At 72.8% G+C, this 21764-nt stretch carries 18 protein-coding genes, 1 other RNA gene and 1 riboswitch; of the genes, 11 read left to right on the forward strand and 8 right to left on the reverse strand.

From position 1 onward, the window contains the following. The first annotated feature begins 3 nt into the window (after nt 1-3). Genes OJ962_RS27705 through OJ962_RS27715 form a run of 3 tightly spaced genes read left to right on the forward strand, consistent with a single transcriptional unit; the run spans nt 4 to nt 3142 of the window. A complete protein-coding gene (locus OJ962_RS27705; RefSeq protein ID WP_202956351.1) occupies nt 4-1152 on the forward strand; it encodes a DegT/DnrJ/EryC1/StrS family aminotransferase in 1149 nt (382 codons plus the stop codon). After that, a complete protein-coding gene (locus OJ962_RS27710) occupies nt 1149-2279 on the forward strand; it encodes a DegT/DnrJ/EryC1/StrS family aminotransferase (protein WP_202956352.1) in 1131 nt (376 codons plus the stop codon). The genes OJ962_RS27705 and OJ962_RS27710 overlap by 4 nt, the downstream gene beginning before the upstream one ends. Then, a complete protein-coding gene (locus tag OJ962_RS27715) occupies nt 2276-3142 on the forward strand; it encodes an FkbM family methyltransferase (protein ID WP_202956353.1) in 867 nt (288 codons plus the stop codon). The genes OJ962_RS27710 and OJ962_RS27715 overlap by 4 nt, the downstream gene beginning before the upstream one ends. Here the strand turns inward: OJ962_RS27715 and OJ962_RS27720 are convergent. Beyond that, nucleotides 3124-3867: a sugar phosphate nucleotidyltransferase gene (locus tag OJ962_RS27720; protein WP_202956354.1), complete on the reverse strand. Its 744-nt coding sequence runs from the start codon at nt 3865-3867 to the stop codon at nt 3124-3126. The two genes, OJ962_RS27715 and OJ962_RS27720, sit on opposite strands and share 19 nt — an antisense overlap. A gap of 20 nt (nt 3868-3887) precedes the next feature. On the opposite strand from OJ962_RS27720, the gene OJ962_RS27725 reads away from it, so the two are divergent. Continuing rightward, entirely contained in the window at nt 3888-5348 is a 1461-nt protein-coding gene (locus tag OJ962_RS27725) for a flippase (RefSeq protein ID WP_202956355.1), read from the forward strand. On the opposite strand, the gene OJ962_RS27730 is transcribed toward OJ962_RS27725, so the two are convergent. Then, a complete protein-coding gene (locus OJ962_RS27730; protein ID WP_202956356.1) occupies nt 5345-6298 on the reverse strand; it encodes a glycosyltransferase family 2 protein in 954 nt (317 codons plus the stop codon). The two genes, OJ962_RS27725 and OJ962_RS27730, sit on opposite strands and share 4 nt — an antisense overlap. A gap of 51 nt (nt 6299-6349) precedes the next feature. Between OJ962_RS27730 and OJ962_RS27735 the strand changes: the two genes are divergently transcribed. Genes OJ962_RS27735 through OJ962_RS27745 form a run of 3 tightly spaced genes read left to right on the forward strand, consistent with a single transcriptional unit; the run spans nt 6350 to nt 9455 of the window. Beyond that, on the forward strand, nt 6350-7243 hold the full coding sequence (locus tag OJ962_RS27735; RefSeq protein WP_202956357.1) for a glycosyltransferase family 2 protein: 894 nt from the start codon (nt 6350-6352) through the stop codon (nt 7241-7243). Nucleotides 7244-7257: 14 nt separating this feature from the next. Further along, nucleotides 7258-8358 (forward strand): glycosyltransferase family 4 protein, encoded by a 1101-nt coding sequence (locus tag OJ962_RS27740; RefSeq protein WP_202956358.1) that lies wholly within the window; start codon nt 7258-7260, stop codon nt 8356-8358. Beyond that, complete coding sequence (locus OJ962_RS27745) at nt 8355-9455, forward strand: glycosyltransferase (RefSeq protein ID WP_202956359.1); 1101 nt, start codon at nt 8355-8357, stop codon at nt 9453-9455. The genes OJ962_RS27740 and OJ962_RS27745 overlap by 4 nt, the downstream gene beginning before the upstream one ends. Here OJ962_RS27745 and OJ962_RS27750 read toward each other — a convergent pair. The 4 genes from OJ962_RS27750 to OJ962_RS27765 all read right to left on the reverse strand — a co-directional run bounded on the left by OJ962_RS27750 (nt 9431) and on the right by OJ962_RS27765 (nt 15390). Beyond that, complete coding sequence (locus OJ962_RS27750; RefSeq protein ID WP_202956360.1) at nt 9431-10798, reverse strand: O-antigen ligase family protein; 1368 nt, start codon at nt 10796-10798, stop codon at nt 9431-9433. The genes OJ962_RS27745 and OJ962_RS27750 overlap by 25 nt on opposite strands. 25 nt (nt 10799-10823) lie before the next feature. Further along, a complete protein-coding gene (locus OJ962_RS27755; protein WP_202956361.1) occupies nt 10824-12230 on the reverse strand; it encodes a cellulase family glycosylhydrolase in 1407 nt (468 codons plus the stop codon). A 91-nt stretch (nt 12231-12321) separates the two neighbouring features. After that, nucleotides 12322-12398, reverse strand: a riboswitch (cyclic di-GMP riboswitch). A gap of 84 nt (nt 12399-12482) precedes the next feature. Then, nucleotides 12483-13925, reverse strand: coding sequence for a polysaccharide biosynthesis tyrosine autokinase (locus tag OJ962_RS27760; protein ID WP_202956362.1), 1443 nt, complete (start codon nt 13923-13925; stop codon nt 12483-12485). Then, a complete protein-coding gene (locus OJ962_RS27765) occupies nt 13912-15390 on the reverse strand; it encodes an exopolysaccharide biosynthesis polyprenyl glycosylphosphotransferase (RefSeq protein ID WP_270006747.1) in 1479 nt (492 codons plus the stop codon). Before OJ962_RS27765 ends, OJ962_RS27760 begins: the two co-directional genes overlap by 14 nt. A gap of 359 nt (nt 15391-15749) precedes the next feature. On the opposite strand from OJ962_RS27765, the gene OJ962_RS27770 reads away from it, so the two are divergent. Next, entirely contained in the window at nt 15750-17663 is a 1914-nt protein-coding gene (locus OJ962_RS27770) for an O-antigen ligase family protein (protein WP_202956364.1), read from the forward strand. Between the two features lie 36 nt (nt 17664-17699). Here OJ962_RS27770 and OJ962_RS27775 read toward each other — a convergent pair whose 3' ends face one another. Further along, on the reverse strand, nt 17700-18128 hold the full coding sequence (locus tag OJ962_RS27775) for an LPXTG cell wall anchor domain-containing protein (RefSeq protein ID WP_270006748.1): 429 nt from the start codon (nt 18126-18128) through the stop codon (nt 17700-17702). Nucleotides 18129-18306: 178 nt separating this feature from the next. Between OJ962_RS27775 and OJ962_RS27780 the strand changes: the two genes are divergently transcribed. Together OJ962_RS27780 and ffs are read left to right on the forward strand one after the other, a co-directional pair. Further along, nucleotides 18307-18777 carry an RNA polymerase sigma factor gene (locus tag OJ962_RS27780; RefSeq protein WP_202956366.1) on the forward strand — a complete coding sequence of 157 codons (471 nt, stop codon included), beginning with the start codon at nt 18307-18309 and terminating at the stop codon, nt 18775-18777. A gap of 8 nt (nt 18778-18785) precedes the next feature. Beyond that, nucleotides 18786-19048: signal recognition particle sRNA large type (gene ffs / locus OJ962_RS27785), an RNA gene on the forward strand. Between the two features lie 9 nt (nt 19049-19057). On the opposite strand, the gene OJ962_RS27790 is transcribed toward ffs, so the two are convergent. Continuing rightward, complete coding sequence (locus OJ962_RS27790; RefSeq protein ID WP_202956367.1) at nt 19058-20410, reverse strand: hypothetical protein; 1353 nt, start codon at nt 20408-20410, stop codon at nt 19058-19060. Nucleotides 20411-20449: 39 nt separating this feature from the next. Between OJ962_RS27790 and dnaX the strand changes: the two genes are divergently transcribed. Next, nucleotides 20450-21764: DNA polymerase III subunit gamma/tau (dnaX, locus tag OJ962_RS27795; protein ID WP_270006749.1), on the forward strand; the 1315-nt coding region annotated here is incomplete at its 3' end.

The following is a 21764-nucleotide window of genomic DNA, read 5'->3' on the forward strand; positions in this document are numbered from 1 at the left end:
GGGATGGACGCTACCGAACGCACCCCCGAGATCCCGCTGTTCGACCTGCGGCTGTCCGAGGACGACATCGAGGCGGTGCTCGCGGTGCTGCGCTCGGGCTGGCTGACGATGGGGCCGCTGACCGCCGAGTTCGAGCGGACCTTCGCCGAGCACCTGGGCGTCAAGCACGCGGTCGCGGTCTCGTCCTGCACCGCCGCGTTGCACCTGGCCTACCTGGCCGCGGGCGTCGGGCCGGGCGACGAGGTGATCGTGCCCGCGCTGACCTTCGCCGCGACCGCCGCGGCGGTCGTGTACTGCGGCGCGGACCCCGTCTTCGCCGACATCGTCGGGCCGCACGAGCTGGCGCTGGACCCGGCGGCCGTCGAGCGCGCGATCACGCCGCGCACGAAGGCGGTCTGCGTCGTGCACTTCGCGGGCTATCCCGCCCAGGTCGAAGCCCTGCGCGCGCTGTGCGACGACCGCGGCCTGGCGCTGATCGAGGACGTCGCGCACGCGCCGCACGCGCACGTCGGCGGGCGCGCGGTCGGCTCCTTCGGCCTCGCCGGCGCGTTCTCGTTCTTCTCCAACAAGGTGCTGGCCTGCGGCGAGGGCGGCCTGCTGGCCACGGACGACGACGCCGTCGCGGCGCTCGCCCGCTCGCGTCGCAGCCACGGCATGACCTCCGGCACGTGGAGCCGCCACACGGGCGAGACGACCACGTACGACGCCGAGGGCCTGGGCTTCAACTACCGTCTGGACGAGCCGCGCGCCGCGCTGCTGCTGTCGCGCTTCAAGCGCCTGGACGAGGAGACCGCGCGCCGGCGCGCGCTGACGCGCGCCTACCGTGCCGCGCTGGCGGACGTCGACGGCCTCGTCGTGCCCTACAGCGACGAGGACGTCGAGCGCTCCAGCTGCTACGTGATGCCGGTGCTGGTCCGCGACGTCGAGCGCCGCGACGCGATCCGGCTGGAGCTGCGCGAGCGCCACGGCGTGCAGACGTCGATCTTCTATCCGGCGGTGCACGAGTTCACCGCCTACCGCGAGCGCTACCGCGCCGAGTCGCTGCCGCATACCGAGCACGCGGCGCGCGCGGAGATCACGATCCCGCTCCACATGGCGATGGACGCCGCCGCGCAGGAACGCGTGGTGGCCGCGCTCGAGGACACCGTGTGAGCTGGAGCATCCCCCTGACGGACGTCGTCGTCACCGAGGAGGACCTCGCCGCGGCGCGCGCCTGCCTGGAGTCCGGCTGGCTGACGATGGGCCCCCGCACGGGTGCGTTCGAGCGCGCGATGGCCGAGTGGCACGGCGTGCCGCACGCGATCGCGGTGTCCAGCGGCACGGCGGCGCTGCACCTCGCGTGCCGCGCGCTCGGGCTCGGCCCGGGCGACGAGGTGATCGTCCCGGCGTTCACCTTCCTGGCCAGCGCCGGCTGTGTGCGCTACTGCGGCGCGACCCCGGTGCTCGCCGACGTCGTCTCGCCGGACCGCCCGAACCTCGATCCCGCCGACGTGGAACGCCGCATCACCCCGCGCACGCGCGCCGTGATCGCCGTGCACATGTGGGGGTACCCGGCCGACATCCCCGCGCTCCGGGCGCTGTGCGAGGCGCACGGGCTGGCACTGATCGAGGACGCCGCGCAGGCGATCGGCGCGCACGTCGACGGCGACGCGCTCGCCGGCGCCGCGGGCGCGCTCGGCTGCCTCTCGTTCTTCTCCAAGAAGCAGCTCTCCGTGGGCGAGGGCGGCATGGTGCTCACCCACGACGACGGGCTGGCCGCCTCCGTGCGGTCGCTGCGCTCGCACGCGATGACGTCCGGCACATGGGACCGGCACACCGGCCGCCAGGAGTCCTATGACGTCGTCGACTTCGGCTTCAACTACCGCATGGACGAGCTGCGAGCGGCGTTCGGCCTCGCGCGCCTGGGCCGGCTGCGGGACGAGATCGAGCACCGACGCGCCGCGGTCCGCGGGTACCGGGAGCGGCTGTCCGGGGTGCCCGGCGTGACCCTCGTGTGGGACGAAGCCGCGGTCGCGGCCGGCTCGCACTTCGCGTTCGCGGTGCTGTTCGCGGACCGCGACGCGCGCGTGCGCGCACGCGACCGACTCGCCGGACGCGGGATCCAGACCACGCGCTACCCCGTCCTGCACGCGCTCTCGGAGTACGCGCCGTTCGCGGCCTACGGCACGCTGCCGGCCGCCGAGACGGCCGCGGACCACCACCTGGCGCTCCCGCTGTCCGCCCGCACGTCCGAGGCGGACCTGGACGCCGTCTGCGCGGCGGTGAGTGCGGCGGCATGAGCGAGTACGAACGCCGCACCGGCGGACCGACCGACGTCCTGCGCCACGCCTATCGGGTCGTCGGCGCGCCCCGGCTGCGGCACGTGGACGCAGCGGTGCGCCGCGGCTACCTCGAGTGGCAGCGCTGGCGGTTCGCCACGCTGCTGGCCTCGGACCTGCCGAGCTACCGGGCCTTCCGGCGCGCGGACGGGCGCGGGAAGACGCACGCCGCGACGGAGCGGGTGCGCCTCAAGCCCTTGGGTGGCCGGGCGGTGGAGCTGCGGCCCGGGACCAGCGACGCGCAGATGCTGCGCGAGACCTTCCGCGACAACGTGCACCGCCCGTCGCGGGCGCGCGTGCGGACGATCGTCGACGTCGGCGCCAACATCGGGATCACGGTCGCCGACAACGCGCTGCGCCACCCGGAGGCGCGGATCGTCGCTGTCGAGCTCGACGCGGGCAACGTCGAGCTCGCCCGGCGCAACACGGCCGAGTGGGCGGACCGCGTCGAGCTGCATCACGGCGCGGCGTGGACCGAGGACGGCCAGGTGAGCTACGTGAACGAGCGCGGACTCGAGTTCGGCTTCTACATCGACGAAGGCGGCGAAGGGCACGCGCCGGCGTTCTCGATGGACACGATCCTGGGCTTCGTGCCCGCCGGTGAGCGCATCGACTTCCTCAAGATGGACGTCGAGGGCGTCGAGGCGCAGCTGCTCACGCCGTCGGCGCCGCACTGGATCGATCGCGTCGACGAGATCGCCCTGCAGGTGCACCACGACTACACGATCGAGGACTGCGTGCGCGACCTGAGCGCGCTGGGCTTCACGGCGAGCGCCGATGCGCGGCGGATGGACTTCGTCCGCGGTCAGCGCTCCGCGGCCTGACCCGTCTCCTCGCCCAGCAGCCGGTGTCGCACGCGATCGAACTCCTGCATCGCCCGCTCGTAGTCGTCGTGGCGGCCGAGGTCGAGCCAATACGCGTCCGGCCGGTGCGCCCGGACCTCCTCACCTGCGTCGATCAGCCGCAGGATCAGGTCCGGGAAGTCCAGCCGGACCTCCGGCTCGATGTGCTCGAGCACGCGCGGATGGAAGGCGTAGATGCCCATCGAGGCCTCGTAGTAGAGCGTGGGCTTCTCGGTGTAGTCCGTCACGCGGCGGTCGTCGCCGACGTCCTGGAAGTGCATGACGCCGAGCGAGACCTCGATCGTGCGGCTGGTGGTGGCGATCGTCGCCGCCGCGTCCGACTCGCGATGGTCGGCCATCAGCGCTTCGTAGGACATGTCGGTGAGGATGTCGCCGTTCATCACCAGGAACGAGTCGTCGAGGTCTTCGATCAGCCGCAGCGCGCCGACCGTGCCGAGCGGCACGCGCTCGCGGAAGTAGCTGATCCGCAGGCCGTAGCTGCTGCCGTCACCGCAGAAGGCCTCGATCAGCTCGGCGAGGTAGCCCGTCGCGATCGTGACGTGCTCGACGCCCGCGCGCCGGAGCTGTCGCAGGACGATGTCCAGCACCGGCCGGTCCTTGACCGGCATCAGCGGCTTCGGGATCACGGCCGTGTAGGGGCGCAGGCGTACGCCTTCGCCGCCCGCGAGCACCACTGCGCGGCGCATCGCGCTAGTTCCGGGGGTGGGTGTCGGTCACGGCTGCGTCCACGGTGGTGCGGTACGTGACCGGCGCTCGCACGATCGCTCGCAACGCGCTGGTCGTCTCGGCCGCCCAGGTCCTGGGCAAGTTGGCGTCGCTCGGATTCTACGTGGCGATGGCGCGCGTGCTCGGCGAACAGGGCTTCGGTGCCTACACGTTCGCGCTCGCGCTCGCCCAGGTGACGACGATCTTCGCCAGCTTCGGCATCGACGAGTGGACCGGGAAGACGGTCGCGCGCGACCCGCAGGCCGCGCCGCGGCTGATCACGGACGGCCTGCTGGTCAAGGCCGTCGTCGGCGTCGCGGGCTGCGTCGCGGCGGTGCTGTTCACGCGGATCGGGGGGTACTCGGCGTCCGTCCAGGCGGCGGTCGCGCTGCTGGCGCTCGGCACGCTCGCCGAGCTGTTCATGAACACGTTCAACGCGACCTTCCAGGGGCTCGACGATCTGCGCTGGCCCGCGGCGGCGGCGATGATCGAGCGGGCCGCGATCGGCATCTTCGGCATCGTCGCGCTGCTGGCGGGCGCCGGGATCGTGGTGGTCGCGGCGATCTACCTCGCGTGCGCGCTGGCCGCGGCCGCGCTCGTCGCCGCGCGCCTGGCGGCGGTCGGCGTCCGCCCCGAGCGGTCGCCTTCAGCGGCGCGCTCGTTCGCGCTGGTGAAGATGACGTTCACGATCGGCCTGACCATCCTGCTCAACACGGCGCTGTTCCGGATCGACACCGTGCTGCTGTCGGTCATCAAGGACAACGCCGCCGTCGGCTTCTACGGCGCGGCGTATCGCCTGCTCGAGAGCCCGCTGTTCGTGGCCTACGCGTTGACCGGCGCGCTGCTGCCGTCGCTGTCACGCGCGTCGCGGACCAGCAGCCCGCCGGTCGGCGAGTACGTGACGACGGGCCTGAAGCTCATCCTGTGCCTGATGGCGCCGCTCGGGACGGCGTACGCGCTGCTCGCCGAGCCGCTGGTGGACCTCGTGTACGGCAGCGACTACGCCCCCGCGATCCCGGCGGTGCGGTTGCTGGGCGGCGCCGCGGCGCTGTACGGCGTGGGCTACTTCGCCTCGTTGGTCCTGATCGCCCAGGGGCGGCAACGGATCCTGCCGGTGGTGGTCGCGGGCGTGCTGGCGTTCAACGTCGTCGCGAACCTGATCCTGATCCCGTCGCTGTCGTTCCGAGGCGCGGCCCTGGTCACCTCGCTGTCGGAGCTGCTGCTGGCCGCGGCGTTCCTGGTCTACGTGGTGCGCGTGGTCGGGCGCCTGCCCGCCGGCCGGATCCTGAGCGGGCCGCTCGCGGGCTGTGCGGCGATCGCGCTCGTGGTGCTGCTGATCGGGCCCACGGTCGCGGCGCTGATCGTCGCGCCGGTGGTGTACGTCGCGGTGCTGGTCGCCGTCGAGCGCTGGCGCTACCCGGAGGACGCCCGCCGCGTGTGGGCGACGCTGCGCCGCTCCTAGGGCAGCCGCTTGCGCAGCTTCTTGCGCAGCTGCCCGATGAGCAGGTCGACGTGCTGGCGTGTCCGCGGCCCTTCGACGGGACGCAGCACGGCGGCCGGGATCGGGCGGCGGTATTCGGCCACGTCCCCGCGCTGGGTCCAGGCCTCGCGGATGCCCTGCAGCCACGCCTTGTGATGGCCGAGGTAGGTTGCGTCGACCAGATCGAAGACGGCGTGGAACGCCATCCGCGGCACGGCCATGGCCACGGGATACCGCAGCCACAGGTGCCACTGGTTGTTGCGGGTGCGCAGCTGCAGCGTGCGCGCCGAGGCCGGCTTGCGCGACAGCGGGCGCAGATGGTCGAAGGGCGCGTCCGGGAAGTACCGGGTCTCCCAGCCGGCGCCGGCGAGCCGCACGGTGACGTCGATCTCCGAGAGCGTGAAGAAGTACGGCGCGAAGAAGCCTCCGACCTCCAGGAACGGCGTGCGCCGCACCATGCAGCAGCCCTCGGCGAAGAAGTAGCAGTCCATCCCCTCGGCCGGCGCGCCCGGACGGCCGCGACGGAACCACCAGTCGAACGAGCCGAGCTCCGTCGACACCAGGATCTCGCCGGAGTCCGGGTCGACGTCCCGGACCAGGCCCGTCGCGACGCCGAGACGATCGTTGGCCTCGAACGCGGCCACCAGGCGCTCGACCGCGCCGGGGCACGGGTGCGAGTCGTCGTCGAGCATCACGATCAGCTCGTTGCGGGCGGCCTCCGCGCCCAGGTTGCGGCCGGCGGCGCCCAGGTTGGGGACCGGCACCAGCCGGACCGGCTCGCCGAACGCCTGGACCGCTTCGGCGCTGCCGTCGGAGGAGGAGTCGGCGACGATGATCTCGTCGAAGACGTCGAGGCGGAGCAACTCCTCGAGCACCCCCACGAGCCGCTCTTTGCGGTTGTGGGACAGGATCACGGCGGTCACGGGCTCCATCACGCAGGCAAGGCTAGCCGCCGGTGGAGCGCCGCTAGTGTTAGTCCGCGCGTGCGCCAGTCGATCGTGATCGTGACCAAGGATCGGCCGGCGCTCCTCGCCGACACCCTTGCCAGCCTTGCGGGCTGTGCGCCGCAATCGGCCGAGGTGCTCGTGGTGGACGCGTCCGATGGGGAGGCCACCCGGGACGTGGTCGGCGCCGCCGCGGCGGCGCATCCCGCGCTCGGGCTCCGCTATCTGCGTTCCGCGCCCGGGCTCTGTCGCCAGCGCAACCGCGGGCTCGACGAGGCCCAGGGTGAGATCGTCGTGTACCTGGACGACGACGTGCTGCTCGAGCCCGACGCGCTCGAGCAGCTGCTCAAGCCCTTCGAGGACCCGGGCGTGGTCGGTACCACGGGAAAGCTCGTCGAGCCGTCTTCGCGGCGGTTCTCCTTCAAGCACTCACGGCTGCGCTGCTGGCTGCCCGGTGCCGGCGCCCAGGGCACGATGACGCGCAGCGGCTATCCGAACCGGGTGTGGTCGGTCGACGAGTGGCACACGGTCGAGACGATGTCGGGCTGCTTCATGGCGGCGCGCATGGACGATGCCCGCGCCACGCGCTTCGACGAGCGGCTCGAGGCGCCCAACGGCTACGCGTTCCTCGACGACGAGGACTTCGCGTACCGGCTCGCGCAACGTGGCCGCCTGATCTACACGCCGGAAGCCCGTCTCGTCCACCGCGCCACCGGCCTGCGCACCTCGCGCGCGCGAGAGTTCAACCGCAGGCTCGTCATCCGGCGCCACTACACGCTCGAGAAGTCCTTCTCGGACCGGCGTGGGGCGCACGCGCATTGGTGGCTGATGATGGCGATCCACGTCGTCCACCGCGCGGTCAACACCGACTGGCAGGGGGCGCGCGGACTGCTCGACGGGCTCTGGGACGTCGCACGGCGGAGAACCCTCTGAGCGCCCTCGCACCCGTGCGCGTGGCGTTCGTCTCCTCGCACGCACAACCGGGCGGATCGGAGCGCTACCTCGAGCTGTTGCTCGACGAGCTCGGGCCGCCGTGGATCGCGGAGGTCATCGTGCTGCAGGCCGGATGGCTGGTGGATCGGCTGCACTTGGCCGGGCACCCGGTGACCGTCGTGCCGGTGGGCCGGCGGCTCGACCTGCTCGCGGGCGCGGTGCGCCTACGCCGTGAGCTGCGGCGCGTCCGGCCCCGCGTCATCCACGCCAACGGCGTGAAGGCGGCCCTGGTCGCGGGGCTCGCGACGATCGGCTCGGGCGTGCCCGTCATCTGGGTCAAGCACGACTTCTCCGGCGGCCGCTGGCTCACGAGCGTGGTCGCCGCGCTGTGCCGGCAGGTGGTCGGCGTGAGCGCGGCGGTGACGGCGGCCGTACCCGGCACCTTGTCCGCGCGCGTGCACGTGGTGCCCAACGGCACCCGGCCCGTGAGCGTGGACCGGGACGCGGCCCGGGCGGAGCTGCGCGAACGGCTCGGCCTCGACGCGTCGGCGCCGGTCGTGCTCTTCCTCGGCCGCTTGAGCCGCGTGAAGGGCGCGCGGCTGCTCGTCGCGGCCCTACCGCGGCTGCGCGAGCGCGTTCCCCGCGCGCACGTCGTGATCGCGGGGGAGCGCGACATCGCGGAGCCGGAGGTCGCGGACGAGCTGCCCGTGCAGGCAGCGGCGCTCGGCGTGCAGGGCGCGATCAGCTTCCTTCCTTGGCAGGACGATCCCGCCCGGCTGGTCGCCGGCGCGGACGTGGTCGCGGTCCCGAGCGGGCCGCACGTCCCGGGCGGATCTCCGGGGGAGGGCTTCGGCCTGGTGGCGATCGAGGCGATGGCGATCGGTACGCCCGTGGTGGCCGTGGCGGCGGGGGCGCTCCCGGAGGTCCTGGGCGACGCCGGGCGGCTCGTGGCGCCGACCGCCGAAGCGCTGGCCGACGGGCTCGCCGACGTGCTGCTCGACCCGGCTCTGCGCCAGCGCTTCGCGGCCGCCGGCCGGCGCCGCGTGGCCGAGTACTTCACGCTCGAGCGGATGAGCGCGCGGATGCAGGAGCGCTACCTCGAGGCCGCCCGGTGAAGCGCATCCTGCACGTGATGCAGCCGCGCGACGGAGGCGTTCCGCAGCTCGTGACCAACGTGAGCGGCGAGCTCAGCGCGCGCGGCTGGGAGGTCGAGGTCGCCGCCTCCGAGGCGGCCGGGCCCGGCTCGCCGCAGCGCGCGCGGCTGGAGGCGGCGGGGGCGCGGGTGCACGCGCTGCCGATGACGGGGCTGATCGGCGCCGGGGACGCGCGGGCCGCCGCGCGCCTGCGCGAGTTGGACTCCGAACGGCGCTACGACGTCATCCACGCCCATTCGTCCAAGGCCGGCGCGCTGGTCCGCGCGGCGCTGCCGCGCCCCGAGCGGATCGTGTACACGCCGCACTGCTTCGCGTTCCTGGCCGGGTTCGGCGCCGCGCGCGCCGTCTACTGGGCGGCCGAACAGGCGCTGCTGCCGCGCACCGGCGCGGTGGTGGCCTGCTCGCGCTGGGAGGCGGCGAAGAGCCGGCGGAGCCTCCTCGGCGCGCACCGGAAGCTGCGCGTCGTCCAGAACGGCGTGCCGGCCTGCGAACGCGTCGAGCCGGACCCGCGCATCACGGCCCTGCCACGCCCGATCATCGGCTTCCTGACGCGGTTGGACCCGCCGAAGGAGCCGGTGCGGCTGATCGAGGCGGCGGCGCTCGAGCGCTTTCCCGGCACGGTGGTGATCGTCGGCTCCGGGCAGTTCGAGGGCGAGGTGCGCGAGGCGATCGCGGCCCACGGCCTGGGCGAGCGGGTCCTGCATCTGCCCTTCAACCCGCCCGTGGAGCGCTTCCTGCACGGCTTCGACATGCTCGTGCTGCCCTCGCGCTGGGAGTCGCTGCCGCTCGCCATCCTCGAGGCGATGGCGTGCGGGCTGCCGACGATCGCGAGCGATGTCGGAGGGATGGCCGAAGCGATCGAGGACGGGGTCACGGGCCGGCTCGTCCCGCCCGAGGACACGCCGGCGCTGGCGGCAGCGATCGGCGCGCTGGCTCAGGACCCTGAGGGACTGCGCGCGATGGGCGCGCGCGCCCGCGAGCGCTGGTCCGAGCGGTTCTCGCTCACGCGCATGGTGGACGAGCTCGAGGCGGTCTACGCCGAGCGCGCGGCGGCTTGAGCGCGCGCGAGCGCGACGAGCATCCCGACCTGCGCGATGAACGTCGCCGCGACCACGTTGTTGCGCGGCGGGTAGTCGCCGAGGCTCGTCATCACGTTGCCCACCATCGATGCGGTGAGCGCGAGTCCGAGGGCGCCCGTGACCGGATCGCCGCGGGAGCGGACCGCGTGCACGACCAGGCGGCCGACGGCGGCGAGCAGCCAGAGCAGCGCGATCACGCCGGCCGTCCCGAGTTCCACGGCGAACGTCAACACGACGTTGTGGGCGTGCTCGTACGGCTCGCCGCCCTCGTTCAGGCCCGCTGCCAGCGAGATCAGCCGGAAGTTGGCTGCGCCGACCCCGAGCCAGGGGTGCTCGCCGAAGATCTCGGGGACCGCGCTGTAGATCTTGAACCGCGGATCGTCCCGGACGACGCTGGTGCCCTGCCCGAGGGTGCCCAGCCGCGAGGTGACCACCTCCACCTGGTGCGATTGCGACAGCGCCCGAGCGTTCGCGAACGCGAACACGAGCAGCACCGCCAGCGCCACGAACGCCAGGCGGCGGAACGGCGGCGACAGCAGCAGCACCAGGAAGCTGAGCGCGGCGCCCAGCAGGCTCGTCCGCGACAGCGAGAGCATCAGCGCCACCACGCTCAACGCGGCCGCGACGGCCATCACGGCGCGCAACCACACCGAGCCGCGCGTGGCCAGCACCATGGCGATCGGCAGCGTCATCAGCAGGAAGAAGCCCAGCGTGTTCGGCTGGGAGAAGCTACCCTGCGCGCGGCCCGTGACGGCGGCGCCTCCCGCGACGAGCGTCTGCGTCCCGCTGGTGGCGATGGCGAGCAACGAGACGAGCCCGCCGGCCAGTGCCATGCACACCAGCGTGCGTCGCACCTCGCTGAGCGGCAAGTTGGCCACCTGCGTGCCGATGACCGCGAATGCCGACCACATGACCAGGACCTTGGTCACGAGCGCGGTGTCGCGCGCGACCGTGAACCCGAGGGCGATCACGAGGCAGATGGCCGCCAGCGCGCGCAGCGCGGGTGGCACCGGAGGCACGCGGCCGAGGATCGACCACTCGAGCAGCGTGGAGGCGGCGCTGAGCAGCAGCAACAGCTCCGTGACGCTGAACCCGGCGAGGCCGCCGGCCTTGAACGAGAAGAACTCGAGCGGCACGGCCAGCAGCGCGAGCTGCAGGCCGAGCACGGGCCGGCGGACGACGGCGATCGCGACCACGATCGCGATCGGCACGACGAACCCGGCCGGCGCGCCGAGTTGCGCCATCACCATGACCTGGGCGGCCGCCACCATGCACGCGGCGGCGATGCCACCCAACAGCAGGACGCGCGAGCCGACGGTCACGCCGACGATGGTAGGCGGCGCGGCGTCAGCGAGCGGCGCGTCGGGCCGCCGCCTTGCGCTTGGCGGCGGCCTTGGCGCGGGCCTTGGCCTTCGCCTTGCGTGAGACCTTGGCGGAGACCTTGCTCGTGCTGGGCCGCTTGCGCGTCTTGGCCGGCGGGCGCTTGGTCACCGGCGGCGCGGCCGGGGCCGCGGGCGGTGCCGCCGGCGCGGGGGGCGCCGGGGTGACGGGCGCGATCGGCGCCACCGGCGCCACAGGCGCGACGGGGGCCACGGGCGCCGGGGTCACCGGGGCCGGAGGCTGCGGGGCGGGCGGGACGGGGGTCAGCGGGCCCGACGGGACTTGCGGCTGTTGCGGGCCTTGAGCCGGCTGCTCTGGGCCATTCGTGAGGAACGCAGTGCCTTCTTGAAACGCCGCCCAAGCGGGCTTGGCCGACCCGTCCCACCGCCTCAGGCCATAGTTGGAGTGCAGGTCGTTGGCGTCGCGGCCGGTGTCCTGGAGGTTGAACCAGATCGTCGCGTCCACGAACGACCACTTGGCGATCTGCTGCACCTGCTGCTTGAGGTAGAGCGCCTGCGTCTCCTCGGTGACGCCGTTGTTCCAGCGGTCGCGGGAACGGACCGTGGACGTGCTGTAGCCGGCCTCGGTCAGCCACAGCGGCTTGTCGTCGCCGTTGGCGAGCATCACGTCGCGCACGGCGGGCACGCCGCGGATGAACGAGTAGCGGGGGTCCTGGCCGGCGACCGGGTCCAGCGGCGAGTAGTCCTCGCTGTACGGGTGGATCGAGAAGGCGTCGAAGAAGCCCTTGACGCCGAGCGTGTAGAGGCGTCCGGTGAATGCGTGGTCGGACCCGGACAGCGAACCGACGAGGACGGTCGTGCTCGGGTCGGCCGCCTTGACGGCGGGGTACGCCGCCTTGACCATCGCGGCGTACGCGGCGGCCTGATCGGGTGCCTTGAAGTAGGCGTCGTGGTTGGGCTCGTTCCAGATCTCCCACGCCTTGACGCGGCCCTTGTAGCGGGCGGCGACCTTGGCCAGGGCGCTGGCGTACGCGGCGGGGTCCTTCGGCGCGTACCGGTCCACACCACGCGACCACCACTCGCCCGCGCAGTTCTGCTTGATCGACTCGGGCGCGCTGGAAGCCCAGCACGGCGTCCACGTGAAGGTCAGCAGCAGCTTGATCCCGCGCGCCTCGGCCGCATCCACGAGCGCGTCCAGGCGGCCGAGGTGGTAGCCGCTGAACGAGCCCGGGCCGGTCTCCTGCAGCGAGGACCAGCCGACGTCGACGCGGGTGATCGTCGCGCCCGACGACTTGACGAGATCGAGCTGACGCTTCATCTCGGCGGTGTCGACGTCGCCCCACAGCAGATGGGTCTGCATGCCGGCCAGCTTGGTGGCCGCCGCGGCCGTGCCCGGTATCAGGCACCAGGCCATGGCGGCGGCGAAGATCGCAGCAAGATATGCGCGGACTCGCGAACGTGGCAAGACGGACTCCCGTTGTGCGTCCGCCTACGCGATGGTCCTGTTCGGCAGCCCGGCTGACTCCAGGGGAGTCCCGTGGCTTTGCGCCTCCGCCTCACGACGGATTTGCCCTTTCGCAGGCGGGAAGTTGGCTGACGCTACCTGTTATCGGCAGGGTGCCCGCTGGACACAAGTCCAAACTTGCGATGAGCGTCCAGAATGTTCTCAGCGCGAACTTTCAACGGCCCGACCGAGGCGGCCGCCGTCCTGCTCGTCCGGTGGGCCCTCGGCGTAGTAGCCGGAGGTGAACGGGCCCGGATCGACGCGGTTGACGACGACGCCGAAGATCGTGGTGTGGGAGCGGCGCAGCTGATCCACGGCCTGCTCGGCGAGCCGGCGCTGGGTACGGCGCGCGTCCACGACGAGCACCACGCCCTCGGCCACCGAGGCGATCAGGGACGCGTCGGCGGCCACCGACAGCGGCGGCGTGTCGTACAGGACGAGTTCGTAGCGCTCGCGCGCGGCGCGGTCGAAGTCCCTCAGCGCCTCCGACCCGAGCAGCGCTGCCGGGTTCGGCGGCAGCGGCCCGGCGGGCAGCAGGTCCATGCTGGAGTCCGGGACGGCCCACACCGCCTCGCCCATCGTCGCCCCGTGGACGAGCAGGCTCGAGAAGCCGCGTGGCGAGCTCGCGCCCGCGCCGCTCTTGTTGGCCAGGCTCGGCCGGCGCAGGTCCGCCTCGACCAGCAGCGTCGGCAGGTCCAGCTCGCCCGCGGCTCGGCCGACGCTGAGCGCGACGGTGGACTTGCCCTCCTGCTCGTCCGAGGACACGATGGCCACGGAGCGCGGCCGCCGGCCGACGTTCGCGAAGGTGAGGTTGGCGAGCACCAGCCGGAAGCCCTCGGCCGCCGCCCGCGCGTCGCGGCTCTGCAGGCGCTCGCCCTGCAGCAGACGCTCGACGTCCGCGCCCGAGCCCTGCGGGATGCGCCCGATGATCGGCAGCCCGAGCACCTCGGTCATCGAGTCGGTGATCTCGAGGCGGCGGTCCAGCCGGTGCGCGGCCAGCGCGGCGCCGAGCGCGGCGAGCGCGGCCAGCAGCGCGCCGGCGGCGAGGTACAGCCGCGGTCGCGGCCGGACGGGGTTCGTCGGCAGCGTCGCGGGTTCGGCGACGCTCGCCTTGCCGGTCGAGGCGCCGGCCGACGCGAGCTGGCGCGTGCGCTCCTGGAAGACCTGCGTGTAGGTGTTGGCGAGCAACTGCGCTGCCTCGGGCGTCTCCGCCTCGGTGGTGACGCGCAGCAGCTGCGAATCGGTCACGGCCTCGACCGTCAGCGCGTTGGCCGGCTCGGGCGGCATGCCGGGCCGGTTCCCCACGCGCCGTTTGACCTCGTCCGCGAGGTTCTGCGTCTGCAGCAGCTGCTCGAACGTGGTCAGCAACGCCGACGAGATCTGCGTCTGCTCGAAGTCCGAGGACACCGGACGGTCCGGCGTGACGAGCATGTAGCCCGTCGCCTCGTAGGCCGGCGTCAGCGAGGCCGTCAGCGCCGCCACGGAGGCCAGCACGGCGACGAACGTGCTCAGCGCGATCCAGCGCCGCCGCCAGACGACGCCCACGATGTCATCAGCCGCCGCGCGGCGGCCGGGAGCGGCGCTCAGGCTGTCAGCGGTCGCCACGGGCGAAGAGCAAGGCCGGAATCGTCTTGGCGACGATCTTCAGATCGAGGAGGGGACTCCAATTCTCGATGTAGAAATTGTCCCACTCGACCCGGTCTTGCAAAGAGGTGTCCCCGCGGAGCCCGTTCACCTGCGCCCACCCGGTCAGCCCCGATTTGACCCGGTGGCGCTCAGGGTAGCGATAAATGGCGTCTTCGAACTGCTCGACGTAGTGCGTGATCTCCGGGCGCGGCCCGACCAGTGACATGTCGCCGCGGGCGACGTTCCACAGCTGCGGCAGTTCGTCCAGCGAGGTGCGGCGCAGCCACGCGCCCACGCGGGTGCGTCGGTCCCCATCGGCCGCCGGCTCAGCGGACATCCCGATCGCGGCCATCGCCCACGCCGCGTTGCTCTCGCCCGCCGGGCCGGGCTCGCCCGCCATGGTCCGGAACTTGAGCATGTCGAAGGCGCGCCCGTCCAGCCCGACGCGGCGCTGACGGAACAGCACCGGCCCGGGAGAGCTGAGCTTGACGGCGATCGCGATCGCGGCCACCACCGGCGTCAGGACGAGCAGCACGAGCGACGCGATCACGCGGTCGAGCGCGTACTTGACGGTGAACTGCCACGAGTGCGGGTCGGACGGGTCCAGCGAGACGATCGGCAGCGCGCCCAGGTGCTCGACGCGGGTGCGCCGGCCCTCGACCTCGAACAGCCGCGGCACCACGTTGACCCCGATGCCCAGCGCCCAGCAGCGCCGGACGACGTCCAGCACGACCGACGGGGGCGCGGTGGAGAAGGCGACGATGACGTGCTCCACGTCGTGCTCGGCGACGACCTCCTCGAGATCCCACGAGGCGCCCAGCACCGGCAGCGTGAGCCCGCTGTCACCGTCGAGCGGCTCCTTGTCGAGGAAACCGATCGGCTGGAAGCCGAACTGCGGCTCGTTGAGCAGGCGCTGGGCCACGGTCTGACCGACCTGGCCGGCGCCGACGATCAGCGTCGCGTGCGCGGTCCGCGTCGTCGCGCGGCGGGTGACCGCCTCGACGCCCGCGACTCCGAGCCGACCCGTACCGACCAGCGTCGCCATCAGCAGCCACAGGCGCGCGGCGGAGTCGCCGGCGCCGACGTGGCCCGCCCCGAGCTCGAAGCACGCGGCGGAGATCGCGACGAGCGCCGGGATCGTGATCAGCTTGCGGCGCTCGGCGCCGGCGGGCAGCGTGGCGCGTGGGCGGTAACAACCGACCGCGGCGTAGGCGGCCATCGTGGCGAGGATCACGAGCGCGACGGTGCCCAGGTCGAGCGGCTGTGCGCTCCACTCGTGGGCGCCGACGGCGGCGAGCACAAAGGCGATCGCGTCCACGCTCAGCAGAGCGAGCACGCGCGCACGGTTGCCGCGGCGCGCCGCGGTGCTGGTGCGTCGGCGGCCAGGAGCGTGCAGCTCCAGCGTCCCCGAAAGCATTTCCCTTGTAGCCGTCTGATCGCTCACGCGCCCGCCCTACGTCCTTGTTCCGCCGTGATTTGCGTTGCGCCGCCCCGCCGTCCCGGCCGCCGCACTACCCAAAATCAGAGCGTAGACACTCGTTCTTTCGTGGTATTGACGAACGGTCCTTGCCATCGCGAGCGCCTCCACGCGCCTGACGTCAAATTCTGCGGGGTCCAGGGATGATTCTCGGTGTCGGCGCGGCCGTACTCAACCAGTACATCCGTCCGTGCGACAAACTTTTGGTGCTTTCGACCGATCCCATGACACCCCACTCGGTGCACGAAAGGGCAAGTCGCGCCGAGCGGGTGCGACGCCTGCTTCAGCATGCTCCCGCGCCCTTCGCGGCCGCTCTCACCTTGTTCTTGGCCTTTCGGGCAGGCGGGTTCTTCCCCGCGACGACCGCCGTCGCGGCGATCGCGGGAGCGGTCGCGCTGGTCTTACGCGTGACACTGTCCCCTGATCCGTTCGCCGGCTGGAGCCGTCTCGCGGCGGTGACGGGACTTGGCGCAGCGGGGCTCGCCTGTCTCACGCTCGTGTCCGCGGCCTGGTCGGACGCGCCCGTTCGAGCCACGGTGGAGTTCGACCGCGCGCTGCTGTATCTCGAGGTCTTCGTGCTGTTCGCGATGACGCCGCGGGGTCGCACGTCGCTGATCGTGCTGCTGCGCTGGCTGCTGCTCGCGTTCGTCGTCGTGTGCGTGGCGGGCTTGGCGAGCCGGCTGGCGCCGGACGTGTTCCCCACCTCGGGACGGTTCGTCGCCGGCCGGCTCGCCTTCCCGCTCACGTACTGGAACGCGATGGGGATCGCGAGCGCGATCGCCGCCATGCTGGCACTCGCCGGCGCGGCCGACGCGCAGCAGCCGCGGGTCCTGCGGGTGCTCAGCGCAGCGGTCGTGCCGATCGGCGCGCTGGCGCTGTACCTGTCCTTCTCGCGCGGGGCGATCGCCGCCTGCGCGGTCGGCCTCGTCCTCTACATCGTGTGCGTGCGGTCGCTGCGGCTGTGGCTGACGCTGGTCGCGGTCGCCCCGCCGACGGCGCTCGTGCTGTGGGTGGCGTACGGCGCCGAGGCGCTCGGGACCGGGAACTACGCCGAGGGTGCGGGGCCGAGCCAGGGGCATCGCGTCGCGCTCGTGCTCGCGGCGTCGATAGTCGTGGCCGCGGTGCTGGCGCTGGCGGCGCAGGCGCTGGAGCCGAAGCTGCACGGCCTGCTGCACGGCAAAGGGCCGCGGCGTCCGGCTGAGCGAGCGGGTGCGCTGCTCGCGCTCGGGCTGGTCGTGTTGGCCGGGGTGCTGTGGGTGGACGTGCCGGGGCACGCGGAGCGGGCCGTGGAGTCCTTCCGCTCCGGCACCGTCGTCCCGGACACCGGCGACGCGCGTGACCGGCTCACGCAGGTCGGCAACAACGGGCGGCTGCGCCACTGGGAGGTGGCGCTCGACGTGTGGGCGCAGCAACGCCTGCTCGGGACGGGGGCGGGGACGTTCGAGCTCGGCTGGGAGCAACGGCGGCCGTCCTTCTTCGTCGTCCGCGACGCGCACTCGCTCGCGCTCGAGATGCTCGCGGAGCTGGGCGTCGTCGGCCTCGTCCTGCTGATGGCGGTGCTGCTCACGCCGCTCGCGGTGGCGCTCGCACGCGGCCTGGTCCGGCGTTCGCCGGATCACGACGCCCACGCCGTGGTCGCCGCGGCGGGCGTCGCGCTTCTGGTGCACGCCTGCGTGGACTGGGACTGGGAGATGCCGTCCGTGTTCGTGTGGTTCTTCGCGGCCGCTGGGGTGGTCGTCGCGGCGCCCCTGGGCGCCGCCCGCGCCGGCAACCCGGGGCGCACCGCACGGGTGCTGGCGGGGCTCGCCTGCCTGCTGCTGGCCGTGACCCCGTGGCTGGTCGCCGGCGCCGATCGCGCGCTGCAGTCGGCGTCCGCCGCGTTCGCGCGCGGCGACTGTCGCGCCACCGTCGACGCCGCCCTGACCGCGCGCGACCGGCTGCCGATCGCGCCGGAGCCGTACGAGCTGCTCGGCTACTGCAACCTGCGCGGGGGCGCGTACGAGCTCGCCGTCCAGCAGATGCAGGCCGCGCGCGACCGCGACCCCGACAACTGGCGCTACGCGTACGGCCTGGCCGTGGCCCAGGCCATCGCGGGCCAGGACCCGCGCCCGGCCGCGGCCGACGCGGCGCGGCTGAACCCGTTCGAGCCGCTGGCCCAGGACCTGCGCAAGGCGCTGGACTCGGATGACCCGGGCAAGCGCTTCCGCGCGGCGGCGCGGGCTCAGCTCCCGGGCGGGTGAGCGTGGGCGAGCCGGAGCTCGCCCACGTCGGAGCTTCTACTGGTCGCGCGTGCGGCGGCGCAGCACGAGGCCGCCGGTGAGCAGCGCGAGGCCGCCGAGCAGCACCGGGATCGCGGCGAAGCCGGTCACGGGCAGCTGGCTCGTGTTCTGGCCCGCGACCTGACGCTCGGGCTGCAGGTCCGTGGTGGCGGCGGCGACGCCACCGTCACCGGTCTCGTCCGCCGGGGCCGGGGTGGACTGCTCCTCGGCGGGCAGGACGCCGCCCTCCTCGGTGGGCTGCTGCTCCTCGGCGGGACGGCTCTCCTCCTCGGCCGGGAGCACCTCGCCCTGCGGCGTGGGCGTGGCGTACTGGGCGACGGATGCGTCCCCACCCGACTGCAGCCCGCTGACCGCCAGGCCGGCGCCGGCGGTGCTGAACAGCATGCCGGTGACCAGCATCGCGAGGATGGCAAAACGTGACTTCATGGACTGGTTCCCCTTCCGTGAGGGATCCGCCGCGCGGCGGCGAACTCGCTGCTTGATCTCGTCCAGCTCTCTCGCGGTGGCCTGCGGCCGTTCGTCCTCGAGGCGCCGAATGACGTCGTCGAACTCGGTCATCACAGACTGATACGAAGCACGCACCCGATTCCCGACTGAGAAATTTTTGGACGACGCCCAATTCGAGCAGCTGTATGCGGATCAAGCGGCCTCGCTGTTCTCGTTCCTGGCCTATCGGACGGGGGACCGGGCGCTCGCGGAGGATCTGCTCGCGGACGCCTTCGAGCGGGCGCTGCGGGGGCGCTTCAACCCGCGCAAGGGGTCGGCGAAGACGTGGCTGTACGCGATCGCGCTCAACGTCCTGCGCGACCACCTGCGGCGCGCGGCGGCGGAGTCGCGCGCCTACGAGAAGGTCGACGAGGGTGTCGCGCGCGATCCGTTCGCCGACGTGGAGGTACGGGATGAGCTGCTGCGCGGGCTCGCGGTCCTGTCGGCCGAGGAGCGGGAGGCGATCTCGCTCCGCTTCGGCGCCGCGCTGACCGTCCCCGAGATGGCGTCGATCCTCGGTGAGCCGCTCACGACGATCGAAGGCCGCGTCTATCGGGCGCTCCGCAAGCTGCGCGAGGCGCTAACGTAAGCAGCGGACCGTGCTAGGCGGGGAATTAGCGGTGCCCTGTACTCGCAATCCGCTCTAGCGGGGCCGAATTCCCTCTCGAGGGGCACGGCTCCGGGCCAACGTGCGCTGCCACGGCGTCGATGGTCGGGTCCCGCACGACGTCGGCCCGTGAACCAGGTCAGGTCCGGAAGGAAGCAGCCTTAAGCGGTCACCGGTGGGCGTAGCGGGGTCGCTCGACCGGAGCCAGTGAGGTGTGCGTCCCCGGAGGCCGACTTCGACAGAGGGTGCACGGTCCACTTTTTCAGCACGCGGCGTACAGCACCCAGCTGGCGTTGCGCGCCGTCTCGTCGAAGTTCCGCGGCACGGCGGCGGTGAGGCGCTTCGGGTCGCGCGGGTCGAGCGTGAAGTTGCGCTCCACGCGCTCGCTGGCGGGGTCGATGTAGCTGCCCGTCGTGGGCTGCTCGAGCTGCGCGGAAACGATCTCTCCCGGCGGGATGCCCGTCCACAGCGCGATGTGCGGCACCGGCCGGTGGTTGGGCACCGTGACCGGCTCGCACCCGAGTTCGTCGCTGATCGCGTGCAGGTCGGCGAGGATGTCGTTCTGCGTGTGCATCGCGCTGCGCAGGCTCTGGATCCGGTTGATCTGGCTGGGCGTGAAGCCGAGCGCGACGGCGATCACGACGGCGCCGATCACCGCCCAGCGGGTGCGCCACGGGTGATCGGCCGGCAGCGCGCGCCAGCCGAACACGCCCGCGCCGGCGAAGACGGCCAGCAGCGCGGCGGGCAGCAGCAGGTAGCGGCCGAGGATCGGCAGGCCGGCCCCGGCGAGCACGCAGAAGGCGCCGATGGACACGAACCCGGCGGCGATCGGCAGCGCGGCCCTGCGGCGCATGAACGCGAGCACGAGCAGACCGCCCGCGGCCGCGCCGAGCAGGCCCGGCTCGCGCAGGATCTCGCCGAGCCTTCGCGGTACGGTGAGCGGGACGTCGTCGAGGCCCGTGATCCGCTGCAGGTCCTGCGCGTTGTCCTGGGTGTCGAGGAGGCTGTGCAGCGGGTTGCCGGCGATCGCCCAGTCGTGCGCCATCCAGATCACCGGCGCGGCCGCGGCGTACGGGATCAGCTTCAGGTCGCGCTGGTAGGCGGCGTAGACGATCGCGAAGCCCCACGCCTCGGGTCTGAGCAGGCCGGCGAGCCCGAGGAGCAGCAGGACCGTGCGCGGGTCCTTGCCGCGCGCCTCGGCGAGGATCGCGCCGAGGACGAGCGCGACGTACGGGATGTCGAAGTAGGCCCGCACGCCGAAGCTCAGCACGGGGACGCGGGTGATGATCAGCAGCGCGGCGACGATCCCCGCCGCCGGGCCGAACCAGTGCGCGCCGAGCTCGTACGTGGTCCAGGCGAGCGCGCCGAGGCTCAGGAAGGCGACGAGCACCCAGATCGTCTGGCCGACGTCGCCGAACGGCGTCAGGAGCATGCCCAGCAGCGTCGCCAGCGGGTGCGGGGTGGGCGCGAGCGGCAGGTCGAAGTCGGGCCGGCGGCCGTCGAGGACGTCGCCGCCCCACAGCAGGCTGTAGGCCGTGTCGTAGTTCAGGAAGCCCGTGCCGATGAGGGCGTACGCGAGCACCGCTCCGAGCGGGATTCCGATCGCGGCGCGCACGCCGACGCCGCCTCTCGCGCCACTAGACTCAAACGTCCCTTGGCCGCTTCGCTGTACCGCCGTCATCGCCCCCGCACGTTCGCAGACGTGGTCGGGCAGGAGCACGTCGTCCGCACCCTGAGCAACGCGATCGAGCAGGGTCGCGTGCACCACGCGTACCTGTTCGTGGGTTCCCGCGGCACGGGCAAGACGTCCATGGCCAAGATCCTGGCGGCTTCGCTGAACTGCCAGAACGGCGGGCCCACCGTCTCGCCGTGCGGGAAGTGCGAGTCGTGCGTCTCGATCCAGAGCGCGACGTCCCTGGACGTCGTGGAGATGGACGCCGCCTCCAACAACTCGGTCGACGACGTCCGCGACCTGCGCGAGCGCGTCGCCTTCGCCCCGGTCGGCGGCGGCTACAAGGTCTACATCCTCGATGAGGCGCACATGCTCACGCCTCAGGCGTGGAACGCGTTCCTCAAGACGCTCGAGGAGCCGCCGCCGCACACGATCTTCGTGCTGGCGACCACCGAGGCCAACAAGGTCCTGCCGACGGTCGTGGACCGCTGCCACCGCTTCGACTTCGGCCGGCCTTCGGTACCCCAGCTCGCGCACGTGCTGCGCCGGGCCGCCGACGCGGAGTCGATCACGATCCCCGACGAGGCGATCGCCCTCGTCGCCCGGTCGGCCACGGGGTCCTTCCGCGACGCGCTGGGGACGCTGGAGCAGCTGTTCGCCTACTCGGGCTCGTCGATCGCGCTCGAGGACGTGCTGGCCGTGCTCGGCGCCGCCGACTCGGACCTGATCTTCGGCGCCGTGGACGCCGTCCACGCCGGCGACGCCCGCTCGGCCCTGCAGGCCGCCGCCCGCCTGGCCGAGTCCGGCCGCGACCTCGGCCGCTTCTTCGGTGACCTCGAAGCCCACGCCCGCGCCCTGATGGTCGTCCAGGTGCTCGGCGAGGTCCCGCCCGAGCTGCGCGTCACCGCCGAGCAGGATGCACGCCTGGCTGAGCAGGCCGAGCGCGTCGGCCAGGCCGAGGTCGTCCGCCTGATCGAGTTGATCGCCGCCTCGATGCGCGCCATGAAGGACGGCGCCGACGCCCGCACCCAGCTCGAGCTCGCCCTCGTGAAGGCCGCGACGCCCGACCTCGAGCCCTCCGTCAAGGCCCTCCAGGCCCGCCTCGCCCGGCTCGAGTCCCGCCCGGCCGCGCCGGCGCCCCGCACGCCCGACCAGCCCCAGACGGCCGCCGGCCGCGCGACCGCGCCGACGTCGGCGGTCCCCACGGCGCCCGCGCCGACGGCGTCGCCGGCCCGCCCCGGCGCGGCCTCGCCAGCCCGGGCGCGTCCGTTGTCTTTCTGGTGCCAAGCGGGTGTGT

Origin of the sequence: Solirubrobacter deserti, from assembly GCF_027587175.1 — a bacterium.
In the GTDB taxonomy this organism is placed as follows: domain Bacteria; phylum Actinomycetota; class Thermoleophilia; order Solirubrobacterales; family Solirubrobacteraceae; genus Solirubrobacter; species Solirubrobacter deserti.